The sequence below is a fragment of the Buchnera aphidicola (Aphis helianthi) genome (assembly GCF_005083845.1).
In the GTDB taxonomy this organism is placed as follows: Bacteria; Pseudomonadota; Gammaproteobacteria; order Enterobacterales; family Enterobacteriaceae; genus Buchnera; species Buchnera aphidicola_AW.
In genome coordinates this window covers 267,108-278,950 of record NZ_CP034894.1, presented here as the reverse complement: position 1 = coordinate 278,950, position 11,843 = coordinate 267,108, and the positions used below count along the sequence as shown (strand labels likewise).

General features: G+C 26.9%; 10 protein-coding genes, 3 tRNA genes and 1 rRNA gene. 4 read left to right on the top strand and 10 right to left on the bottom strand.

Features of this window, described 5'->3' with window-relative positions; all coding sequences use genetic code 11:
* Nucleotides 1-50: 50 nt before the first annotated feature.
* Nucleotides 51-344, top strand: coding sequence for an RnfH family protein (locus D9V62_RS01295; RefSeq protein ID WP_158340009.1), 294 nt, complete (start codon nucleotides 51-53; stop codon nucleotides 342-344).
* Nucleotides 345-419: 75 nt separating this feature from the next.
* Here D9V62_RS01295 and D9V62_RS01290 read toward each other — a convergent pair whose 3' ends face one another.
* The 5 genes from D9V62_RS01290 to dnaQ all read right to left on the bottom strand — a co-directional run bounded on the left by D9V62_RS01290 (nucleotide 420) and on the right by dnaQ (nucleotide 3,157).
* Nucleotides 420-1,013 carry a nucleotide exchange factor GrpE gene (locus tag D9V62_RS01290; RefSeq protein WP_187312796.1) on the bottom strand — a complete coding sequence of 198 codons (594 nt, stop codon included), beginning with the start codon at nucleotides 1,011-1,013 and terminating at the stop codon, nucleotides 420-422.
* A gap of 75 nt (nucleotides 1,014-1,088) precedes the next feature.
* Complete coding sequence (gene gpt / locus D9V62_RS01285) at nucleotides 1,089-1,553, bottom strand: xanthine phosphoribosyltransferase (RefSeq protein WP_158340007.1); 465 nt, start codon at nucleotides 1,551-1,553, stop codon at nucleotides 1,089-1,091.
* Between the two features lie 100 nt (nucleotides 1,554-1,653).
* Nucleotides 1,654-2,232 carry a D-sedoheptulose 7-phosphate isomerase gene (gene lpcA / locus D9V62_RS01280; RefSeq protein WP_158340006.1) on the bottom strand — a complete coding sequence of 193 codons (579 nt, stop codon included), beginning with the start codon at nucleotides 2,230-2,232 and terminating at the stop codon, nucleotides 1,654-1,656.
* A 47-nt stretch (nucleotides 2,233-2,279) separates the two neighbouring features.
* Nucleotides 2,280-2,353: transfer RNA gene (locus D9V62_RS01275), tRNA-Asp, on the bottom strand.
* Between the two features lie 90 nt (nucleotides 2,354-2,443).
* Nucleotides 2,444-3,157 carry a DNA polymerase III subunit epsilon gene (dnaQ, locus tag D9V62_RS01270; protein ID WP_158340005.1) on the bottom strand — a complete coding sequence of 238 codons (714 nt, stop codon included), beginning with the start codon at nucleotides 3,155-3,157 and terminating at the stop codon, nucleotides 2,444-2,446.
* A gap of 32 nt (nucleotides 3,158-3,189) precedes the next feature.
* On the opposite strand from dnaQ, the gene rnhA reads away from it, so the two are divergent.
* Nucleotides 3,190-3,681: a ribonuclease HI gene (rnhA, locus tag D9V62_RS01265; protein WP_158340341.1), complete on the top strand. Its 492-nt coding sequence runs from the start codon at nucleotides 3,190-3,192 to the stop codon at nucleotides 3,679-3,681.
* Nucleotides 3,678-4,436 (top strand): hydroxyacylglutathione hydrolase, encoded by a 759-nt coding sequence (gloB, locus tag D9V62_RS01260; RefSeq protein ID WP_158340004.1) that lies wholly within the window; start codon nucleotides 3,678-3,680, stop codon nucleotides 4,434-4,436. The genes rnhA and gloB overlap by 4 nt, the downstream gene beginning before the upstream one ends.
* Here gloB and D9V62_RS01255 read toward each other — a convergent pair.
* The 3 genes from D9V62_RS01255 to D9V62_RS01245 form a co-directional block, all read right to left on the bottom strand.
* Nucleotides 4,428-4,500: transfer RNA gene (locus D9V62_RS01255), tRNA-Ala, on the bottom strand. The genes gloB and D9V62_RS01255 overlap by 9 nt on opposite strands.
* A 30-nt stretch (nucleotides 4,501-4,530) precedes the next feature.
* A tRNA-Ile gene (locus D9V62_RS01250) sits at nucleotides 4,531-4,607 on the bottom strand.
* A 56-nt stretch (nucleotides 4,608-4,663) separates the two neighbouring features.
* Nucleotides 4,664-6,209 (bottom strand): 16S ribosomal RNA (locus D9V62_RS01245).
* A 381-nt stretch (nucleotides 6,210-6,590) separates the two neighbouring features.
* Between D9V62_RS01245 and argS the strand changes: the two genes are divergently transcribed.
* Nucleotides 6,591-8,333, top strand: coding sequence for an arginine--tRNA ligase (gene argS / locus D9V62_RS01240; RefSeq protein WP_158340003.1), 1,743 nt, complete (start codon nucleotides 6,591-6,593; stop codon nucleotides 8,331-8,333).
* A 98-nt stretch (nucleotides 8,334-8,431) separates the two neighbouring features.
* Here the strand turns inward: argS and flhA are convergent, their stop codons facing one another.
* A complete protein-coding gene (gene flhA / locus D9V62_RS01235) occupies nucleotides 8,432-10,522 on the bottom strand; it encodes a flagellar biosynthesis protein FlhA (protein WP_158340002.1) in 2,091 nt (696 codons plus the stop codon).
* On the bottom strand, nucleotides 10,515-11,666 hold the full coding sequence (flhB, locus tag D9V62_RS01230; protein ID WP_158340001.1) for a flagellar biosynthesis protein FlhB: 1,152 nt from the start codon (nucleotides 11,664-11,666) through the stop codon (nucleotides 10,515-10,517). The genes flhA and flhB overlap by 8 nt, the downstream gene beginning before the upstream one ends.
* Between the last annotated feature and the right edge of the window lie 177 nt (nucleotides 11,667-11,843).

Sequence of the window (11,843 nt, the reverse complement as noted above, 5' to 3'; positions counted from 1 at the left end):
AAAAATGTTAATACCTCTTATATTAATAAGATTAAAAAAATTTAAATAATATGAAAACAATTCAAGTAACAATAATTTATGCTTTATCAGAAATACAGTATATTAAAAATATTTTCATAAAATCTAATTCAACTGTAAAAGATGCTTTATTAGCATCAAATTTATATAATACAGTACAAAATCTTAATTTTTATAAAAATAATGTAGGTATTTATAATAAATTAGTTCATTTAAACAAACAAATAAAACATGGAGATAGAATTGAAATTTATCGAAATTTAAAAATAGATCCAAAAGAAAGAAGAAGAAATAAATATAACTCTTTAAAAAATATTAAAAACTAAAATATAAATCAAATCAAATAATTAATTTTTTTAACTATTAATAAATGTAAAAATAATATTTTTAATTTTTTTATTTTAGACATTATTATCTATATTTTTTGATACTATAACCATAGCTGGACGTAATAAACGAGAATGAGAAAGTATATAACCGGATTGCATCACTTCAATAATATAATTAGATTGAATTTCCTGAGTATGTCTGATAGATATAGCTTCATGAATATCAGGATTAAATATAACTTTTATATCATTTATCTTAGATACTTTAAATTCATCAAACATACTCTTTATTAAAGAAAGAATGTGTTCGATATTTTTTAAAATTTTGTCATATATTTTTTCTTTTTTTTGTTGTATTAAATTGAAAGCACATTCGATGTTATCTATAATTGGAAGAAATTCAGTAATTAATTTTTCTAAAGAAAATTGTTTATATTTTTTAATCTCACTATTTAATCGATTTTTTATTTTTAAAATTTCTTCATTTTGTGTTAAAATAATTGTATTTATTTTTTTTTCAGATATTTTTATTTCGTTTTTTAGAATATCAATTAAACCTTTATCTTCATTAATTTCATTAATTTCATTAATTTCATTAATTTCTGAATTTTTTATTATATTTTTTTCATTTTTTGTATTTTTTGTATTTTTTATTTTATTAATCATAAATGCATCCTTTCGCATATATTTTATACAAATCTTATGACAAAATTTTTAAAAAGTATTATTTAATTTAAAATTTTAATTTTTGTTGATAAGAGGAGGAATATAAGATATTGACATATCCCAAGGTTGTTCTATCCATATATTTTGACCAACATCAATAATATAATCATCTACTAGTAATCTACCCATGGGTTTTGCAAAAATAGTTACAAAATATGCTTTTGGATATAACGTTCGAATAATATTTGCAGTACCACCTGTATCAACAAGGTCATCTACTACAATAATTTTTTCACTATTACTTTTTGTTTTTTTTATAATTTTTCTGTTTTTTTGTAAACAATTGTAGTTATAGCTTGCAATACATATTGTATCAACATATCGAATACCTAATTCTCTTGCTAATAATGAAGCAGGTACTAAACCTCCTCTACTAACAGCAATAATTCCATTCCATGAATTTATTTTAAGTAATCGACTAGCTAGTTTTCTAGTATAAATTTGAAGCATATCCCAAGTAACAATATATTTCTCACTCATGAAAAATTCCAAAACTATAAAATAGCATTTATTAGAAAAGTGGAAATAATTTGTATCTATTTTAGGATTTTAAACTATTAAAATAAAACTTACGATTAATTTATTTTTTCATTTCTTTTTCAATAATTAATATTAATATATGAATAATTTTTATATGCATCTCTTGTATTCGATCTGAATAACCATAATGTGGTACACAAATTTCTATATCAGATAATTTTTTAATTTTTCCTCCATTATTTCCTGTTAAAGAAATTACTTTCATTTTTTTTTGATGTGCTGTTTTTATTGCATTAATAATATTATTAGAGTTACCAGAAGTAGAAATTGCTAATAATATATCATTGGGATTTCCTATACTTTCTATATAACGTGAAAATATATAATCATACCCAAAATCATTTCCTACCGCAGAAATATGACCAGTATCAGAAATAGGTATTGCTGGATATCCTGATCTTTTTTCTCTGTACATACCTGTAAGCTCTTCTGCAAAATGAACAGAGTCACAATGTGATCCTCCATTTCCACAAGAAATCACTTTATTTTTATTTTTGAATGCTTCTGAAATCAAAATAGCAGATTTTTCAATATTTTTTATTTGTTCTTTATTTTCTAAAAAATTTTTTAATACGTTTAATGCATTGTTTAATTCAAAATAAATAGTTGTTTTATACATCGTTATAATTTCGATTTGAAAATAATTTTTTTAAATACATATTTTTTCGGTGCGGACGGGACTCGAACCCGCGACCCCCGGCGTGACAGGCCGGTATTCTAACCAACTGAACTACCGCACCTTTTGTACTTTTATTATTGTACATATTTTAAAAAAATCAGTCAATCATCTTTTTATAGTTCTTTAAAATTTAATATGAATAAATATATTTTTATTTTTTGTATTGTATATGTTTTATATATTTTTCATGAATTTTTAATTCTTCTTTAGTTGCTTTTAATATTTTTAAAGATTTTTTTTTATTTACTATTAATTTACCACAAGATTCAAAATTTTTGGTATTTTCAATTTTGTTATCAAATAACAAAGATTCTTGACCACTAGTCATTAAAAGATATAATTTACCTAACAAAAAGGAATCTAAAAGAGCGCCGTGTAAAACTCTATGACAATTTTTTATTTTATATCGATTACATAGTGCATCTAATGTATTTTTTTTCCCTGGAAATAATTCTCTTGCAATCTTTAAAGTATCAATAATATAGCAAAATTTAGATATATCTATTATTTTATTTTTTAATAAGGAAAACTCTTGATTTATAAATCCTATATCAAATGATGCATTATGAATCACTAACTGAGAATTTCGAATATAATTAAAAAATTTTTTAGCTATATTCTTAAACAATGGTTTGTCTGATAAAAAATCATTAGTAATTCCATGAATTTTTAAAGCATTTGAATCTATTAATCTATTTGGTTGAATATAAACATGAAAATTATTTCCTGTAAAACGACGATTAATAATTTCAACAGCTCCAATTTCAATAATTCTATGATTAATAAAAGGTTTTCCAAAATTGTTTATACCAGTAGTTTCAGTATCTAATACAATTATTCTTTTGTTATTATTTATAATACTCATAGTTTAATTAATTTTTTGGAATATTTAATATGATATTAAAATCAGTAAAAATATTTACAGATGGTTCTTGTTTAGGAAATCCAGGTTCAGGTGGATATGCAACAATATTACGTTATAAAATAAAAGAAAAAATAATAACTGATGGATTTTTTTTAACTACTAATAATAGAATGGAACTAATGGGTGTAATTTCAGGATTAGAATCTTTAAAACAATCTTGTATTGTTGAGATTTTTACAGATAGTCAATATGTTAAACAAGGAGTAACTAAATGGATATATAAGTGGGAACAGAAAAACTGGAAAAAAGATAATAAAAAATCAGTAAAAAATATAGATTTATGGTTACGTGTTAATAGTTTATTAAAAAAACATTTTATCACATGGTTTTGGGTAAAAGCACATATTGGTCAAATCGAAAATGAAAAATGTGATAAAATTGCACGTAAATCTGCAAATAACCCAACAATTAAAGATAAATTTTATGAAAATATTTTTTATAAAAAATCAATGGAGAAACTATGATTTTAACAAATATATTTGTATTAAAAGATAATTATATTTGGATTTTATATAATAAAGATCATTCTTGTATAATCATAGATCCAGGTGTATCAGATCTTATAATAGAAAAAATTAATCAACAAAAATGGAGTCCAAAAGCAATTTTGCTTACTCATTTTCATAAAGACCATACAAATGGTGTAAAAAATATTATAAAAAAATTTCCTAATATTATTGTTTTTGGACCTGAAGAAACAAAAAATTATAATGTTAATAAAATTATTAAAGGGGGAGATAGAATATGTTTATTAAAAAATAACATTTATGTGATTTCTACACCAGGTCATACATTAGGTCATGTTTCATACTATTTAAAACCATATTTATTTTGCGGAGATACTCTTTTTTCAGCTGGTTGTGGTCGAGTTTTTCAAAACAATTATTTAAATATGTATAATTCTATTCAATTAATTAAATCATTTCCGGATAATACTATTTTATGTTGTTCTCACGAGTATACTTTATCAAATTTAATTTTTTCTATGCTTTTTTTACCAGAAGATAAAAATATTAAGATTTATTATAAAAAGGTGCAAAAAAAAATATTTTTAAAAAAAAATATTTTTCCATTTTATCTTAATAATGAAAAAAAAATTAATTTGTTTTTAAGAACAGATGAAATTTATTCAAAAAAAAGGATAGGTTTTGAAAAATGTAAAAACTCTTTTGAAATATTCTATTATTTAAGAAAAAGAAAAGATAAATTTTGGAGCTAAGCGGGATTGAACCGCTGACCTCCTGCGTGCAAGGCAGGCGCTCTCCCAGCTGAGCTATAGCCCCTTATAGATTTATAGCTCTACTATATCTTTATGGTAGGCCTGAGTGGAGTTGAACCACCGACCTCACCCTTATCAGGGGTGCGCTCTTACCATCTGAGCTACAAGCCTTTCTAAAAATTTTATTAGATAATTTGTGTGGGCACTTCGAAAAAAGTATATATTTTTAAGGAGGTGATCCAACCGCAGGTTCCCCTACGGTTACCTTGTTACGACTTCACCCCAGTCATGAATCACAAAGTGGTAGACGCCTTCCCTAAAGGGTTAGGATATCTGCTTCTTTTGCAACCCACTCCCATGGTGTGACGGGCGGTGTGTACAAGGCCCGGGAACGTATTCACCGTGGCATTCTGATCCACGATTACTAGCGATTCCGACTTCGTGGAGTCGAGTTGCAGACTCCAGTCCGGACTACGATTTACTTTATGAGGTTTGCTTGTCTTTGCAGATTTGCTTCTCTTTGTATAAACCATTGTAGCACGTGTGTAGCCCTGGTCGTAAGGGCCATGATGACTTGACGTCGTCCCCACCTTCCTCCGGTTTATAACCGGCAGTCTCCTCTGAGTTCCCGGCCGAACCGATGGCAACAGGGGATAAGGGTTGCGCTCGTTGCGGGACTTAACCCAACATTTCACAACACGAGCTGACGACAGCCATGCAGCACCTGTCTCACAGTTCCCGAAGGCACTTCCTTATTTCTAAGAAATTCTGTGGATGTCAAGACCAGGTAAGGTTTTTCGCGTTGCATCGAATTAAACCACATGCTCCACCGCTTGTGCGGGCCCCCGTCAATTCATTTGAGTTTTAGCCTTGCGGCCGTACTCCCCAGGCGGTCGACTTAATGCGTTAGCTTCGGAAGTCACTTCTCTTGGAAACAACCTCCAAGTCGACATCGTTTACGGCATGGACTACCAGGGTATCTAATCCTGTTTGCTCCCCACGCTTTCGCACCTCAGTGTCAGTATTCGTTTAGGAGGCCGCTTTCGCCACGGGTATTCCTCCAGATATCTACGCATTTCACCGCTACACCTAGAATTCTACCTCCCTCTACGATACTCTAGTATTTCAGTTTCAAATGCAGTTCCTAGGTTGAGCCCAGGGATTTCACATCTGACTTAAAAAACCACCTACGTGCTCTTTACGCCCAGTAATTCTGATTAACGCTAGCACCCTCCGTATTACCGCGGCTGCTGGCACGGAGTTAGCCGGTGCTTCTTCTTCGGGTAACGTCAAGAAATAAAATTATTAGTTTTATTTTTTTCCTCCCCGCTGAAAGTACTTTACAACCCTAAGGCCTTCTTCATACACGCGGCATAGCTGCATCAGGCTTTCGCCCATTGTGCAATATTCCCCACTGCTGCCTCCCGTAGGAGTCTGGACCGTGTCTCAGTTCCAGTGTGGCTGGTTATCCTCTCAGACCAGCTAGAGATCGTTGCCTTGGTAAGCTTTTACCTTACCAACAAGCTAATCTCATCTGGGCTCATCCAAAAGCGTAAGGCCTTTAATGGTCCCCTACTTTGGTTCTAGAACTTTATGCGGTATTAGCTACCATTTCTAGTAGTTATCCCCCTCTTTTGGGCAGATTCCCAGATATTACTCACCCGTTTGCCGCTCGCCGACAAGAAAGCAAGCTTTCTCTCGATGCCGCTCGACTTGCATGTGTTAGGCTTGCCGCCAGCGTTCAATCTGAGCCATGATCAAACTCTTCAATTTTTAAAAACATCTCTTAAATAAATTTAAGAGATTTAAAACTAAATAAAGTTTATTGTACTTAATTTTCTGTGCCCACACAGATTATCTAATATTTTTTTAAAGAGCGTTGTTGCTTTTAAAGATTTAAGTAAGAGATTACATTTATTTTTAGATCTTGTCAACCTTTTAATTAAATTAATTATAATTTTAATTTTTTTAAACATTTATTTTTTAAAAATATTTCATTTATAAAAAAATGCACTATAAATGTTTACTAAATTTTTTTATTTTTATTTTAATTGTGCTTGAATTGTTTAAAAAAATAATATTTTATTAAAAAATCTATTATAATTAATAAACTAAACGTTTTTTAATTAAATAGTATCAATATTAAGGTTATAAATGAAAATAAAATATATAATAAAAAAAGATATTGAACAAGCTTTAATAAATATTGGTTTAAAAAATTATTGCGAACCATTAATTATACCTAGTAAGAAAAAAGAATTTGGAAATTATCAAGTTAATAATTTAATTAAAATGTCTACTATTACTAAAATTCAACCATATGATTTATTTGAAAAAATATTTTTTTTTATTAAAACACAAAATATATATAAAAAAATAACATTTTCTTATCCTGGTTTTATTAATATTTTTATTGACCAGAATTGGTTATCAAACAAGTTAGAAGAGTTATTTTTTTCATCTCGTTTAGGTATAAATTATGTTTACCCTAAAAAAACAATAGTAGTTGATTATTCTTCTCCAAATATTGCTAAAGAAATGCATATAGGACATTTAAGATCTACAATTATAGGCGATGTTATAGTAAGAACTTTAGAATTTTTAGGACACAATGTAATTAGAGCTAATCATATCGGAGATTGGGGCACTCAATTTGGAATGTTAATCGCATATTTAAAACATAAAAAATTAGAAAAAAAGTTAAAAAAAAATATTATTTCGCTAAAAGAAATTGAAACTTTTTATTGTAAATCAAAAAAAAAATGTGATGTAGATAAAACATTTGAAAATGAATCAAGAAAATATGTAGTTAAATTACAAAATGGAGATGATAATTGTTTTTTTATTTGGAAAAGATTAGTGTCAATTACAATGAATTATAACTATCATATATATAAAAAACTTAATGTTACTTTAAAAAAAGAGCATACTATGGGAGAAAGTTTATATAATACAATGCTTCCAAGTATTGTTAAAGATCTTAAAGAAAAAAAAATAGCTATAGAAAAAAATGGTTCTACTATTGTTTTTTTAGATGAATTTAAAAATAGATCAGGAAAACATATGGGAGTAATTATTCAAAAACAAGATAAAGCTTTCCTATACGCTACAACCGATATTGCTTGTTTAAAATATCGATATGAAACACTACATGCTGATCGTATAATATATTATACTGATTCTCGACAATCTCAACATTTACAACAAGTATGGGCTATCTCTAAAAAAGCTAAATATATACCTCACAATTTATCATTAGAACACCATACATTTGGAATGATGCTATCTAAAAATAAACGTCCTTTTAAAACTCGTGATGGAAATACTATAAAACTTACTGTACTGTTAGAAGAAGCAATAAAGAGAGCTAGAGATTTAATTAAGAAAAAAAAACCAAATTTATCTCAAAAAAAACTTATTAAGTTATCAAATATTATAGGTATAAGCGCAGTAAAATATGCAGATTTATCTAAAAACAGAAATACTAACTATATATTTGATTGGGATACAATGTTAACTTTTGAAGGTAATACGTCTCCTTATATACAATATGCTTATACAAGAATTATATCTATTTTAAAAAAATCTACTATAAAAATACATCAAATCTCAGAAAAAATTGTTTTAACTAAAGATACTGAAATTAGATTAGCAATTAAAATATTAGAATTCGAAGAAATTATTTTAATTCTTGAAAAAAAAGGAACTCCACATATTATGTGTAATTATCTTTATCAATTAGCAACATATTTTTCTAATTTTTATGAAAATTGTTCAATTTTATTTTCTAAAAAAATTAAAACCTGTAAAAGTAGATTAAAACTTGCTTTTTTAACAGCAAAAACATTAAAAAAAGGACTTAATATTTTAGGAATTAAAATATTAAAAAAAATGTAACAATAAAAATTTTTTAAATATCAGTACGGTGAGGCAATAATGTAGTACTAATTTAACGTACCACTTAAAACCACACCAATCTGTTTCATAATATATTGTTAACTTCCAATTATATTAGTCACTTTTATATCATTGATTTCTGTGATCTCAAATTGAGATAAAACAGTTAATTCTGGAAAATGAGCACGCAAAAATTTAGATAAAAATAATCTTAAAGAATGAGGTACTAATAAAACAATAGGAGCATTTATTGACTCTTGCTTTTCAATTGCTTCTTTAGTTTTAGATAATAACATATCAGATAAACCTGGTTCTATATTAATTTTTTCACCTTTTAAACTATCTAATAATAATTGCTCTAAATTTGATTCTATAACGATAACTTCAATAACATTTTTTTTATGAAATAGTTTTTGTATTATAAGTTTACTTAAAGCAATTCGAATTATACTAGTTAACTCATTGGAATCTTTTTGATTAATAGCATGTTCTGATAATGTTTCTAAAATAGTTCGCATATCTCGTATAGGAACTTTTTCTAAAAGTAAATTTTTTAAAATTTTATGCAAAGTTGTTAAATCAATTACATTAGGTATTAAATCTTCAGTAATTTTTGGTATTTCTGAATTAACACGATCTAACAACTGCTGAGTTTCATGACGACCAAATAACTCATTAATATGTTGTGAAATTAAAAAATTTAAATGTGTTGCAATAACAGAACTTGAGTCAACTACAGAATATCCTTTTTTTTCAGCTTCTATTTTAAATGTTTTATCAATCCAATAACCAGATAAACCAAAAGTAGGTTCAGTAACTTTCTTAAAAGGTAATGATTCTATTTCTTTACCAGTAGTAATTGCCATTAATTTTCCGTATAAACATTCTCCATTACCTACTTCTAAACCTTTAATAAAAATACGATATGAATTCCCAATTAAATTCATATTATTTTTAATATGTACTAAAGGAGGAAGAAATCCAATTTCTTTTGCAACTTTTTTACGAACAACACGAATTTTTTCCAATAAATCACCATTTTTTTTAACATCTATCATAGGAATTAAATTTAATCCTATTTCTATTCTAATAGGATCTTCTAATTCAACATCGTTCCAAGAAGCTTCAGAAGTTGAATTTAAAATAGGTTTATATTCATTTTGAGAAACCGATGAAATATTGTTTTTAAAAATATGTTTTTTTTGATTTAACCACCAAGCAAGAATAAATAACAAAATTGTAAATATCAAAAAGATTATGTTTGGCATGCCAGGTACTAAACCAAGTATACCCAAAACAATTGCACTTAATAATATTACTTGAGAATTGCAAAACAACTGACTAATCATTTGTTCACCAACATTTTGATTAGTACTAACTCTCGTAACAATAACGCCAGCAGCTGTAGAAATAACTAAAGCAGGTATTTGAGCGACTAAACCATCTCCTATAGTTAATAAAGTATAAACTTCTGCAGCTTTAGTTAATAACATGTTATGTTGAAAAACACCAATGATTAATCCGCCGCATATATTAAGCACCATAATTAAAATACCAGCAATTGCATCTCCTCGAACAAATTTACTTGCACCGTCCATAGAACCATAAAAATCAGCTTCTTGTGTAATTTGTAATCGACGTTTTTTGGCTTCTGCTTCTCCGATTAAACCTGCATTTAAATCAGCATCAATTGCCATTTGTTTACCAGGCATGGCATCTAATATAAACCTTGCTCCAACTTCTGCTATTCTTCCTGCCCCTTTCGTAATTACCATGAAGTTAATAATAACTAGAATAACAAATACAACTATACCAATAGCAAAATTTCCACCTACTAAAAAATGACCGAACGATTCTATAACTCTACCGGCTGCATAAGTTCCAGTATGACCGTTTAAAAAAATTACACGAGTAGATGCAACATTTAATGCTAGTCTTAACAATGTTGAAAATAGTAAAACAGTTGGAAAAGCAGCAAAATCTAAAGTTTTTCTAGTAAACATAGAAACAAGTAAAATTATTATTGATAACGCAATATTAAAAGTAAAAAAAACATCTAAAATAAAAGGTGCTAATGGCAAAACCATCATTGATAAGATAATTAAAATAAGTATTGGTCCTGCTAATACCTTCCACTGAGTATTTTTGAAATTTTTTATAATTCGAAAAATAGAAGAAAAATTAACCATTACTTTTACTTTCTCCTTTAAAATTAAATTCTGATGGAACAAAGATATTCTTTGGTTTTTCTGGAAAAATTCCACCTTCTTTTTTCCACTTTCTTACCTTCCATACCCATGCTAAAATTTCAGCAACAGCTTTATAAAGAGGACCTGGAATATATTGTCCGATTTCTGAATAACGATATAATGCACGTGCTAATAAAGGAGCGGAAATTATAGCAACATTATTTTGAATTGCAATTTTTTGTATTTTAATAGCCACATCGCCTATACCTTTCGCAATTACTTTAGGTGCATTCATGTTTTTTTCATCATATTTTAATGCTACTGAGTAGTGTACCGGATTAGTGATAACAACATCAGATTGTGGAACATTTAAAATCATTCTTCTTCTAAAATTTTCTTTCATTTGACGACGAATTCTAATTTTTAAATGTGGATGACCTTCTTGCTCTTTAAATTCATCTTTTATTTGTTGATGAGTCATTTTTAATTGTTTGTAATGTTGAAATTGTTGCCAAAAAATATCAAAAATCACAATTGGAATTAAACCTAATATTGTTAAAATACAACAAAAAACAATAGTATGAAATCCAAAAGATAAAGCAGAAAAAATATCTTTAATATTAAAGAATAATATTTCAAAAAAATGTATCCATAAATACCAACAAGCTATACTTCCAATTACAAACAACTTTAACATGTTTTTAAAACACTCAAGAAATATTTTTAAAGAAAAAACTCTTTTTAATCCACTTATTAAATTTAATTTTTTTAAATTAAATTTTAATGACGTTAAATTAAATTTAATACCACTAAAAAAAACAGCGGGTACTATAATAATAAAAAGCAAAGACCCTAACAATGGAGAAAAGACAATAAAAATTTTTTTTAAAGAAATAAAAATATTTAATAAAATGTTTTGTTTATTGAAAATAATACTATTATCAAAACAAAAACTATTAGATATAATTTTGCTAAATTCAAGTACAATTAAATCTCCACACCACCATAAGTTTAATAATCCAACTATTAAAATTAATAAAGAATTTAATTCTCGAGAATATCTTGTTTGTCCTTTCTTTCGAGATTTTTTAATATGATGTTCAGTTGGTTGTTCAGTTTTTTCTTCGTGCATATCATGATTCATTTTAAATATTTTTAACCATTATTGTTGTTCTATTTAATAAGAAATGAATAAAAAAAATTGATTTAAATATTTTATTAATGAAATTTAATTAATACTAAAAAATTAAAACTATTAAAAAATATCTTATAAAATATTTTATTATATAATAGAATTAATATTGATAATTAAAAATAAGTA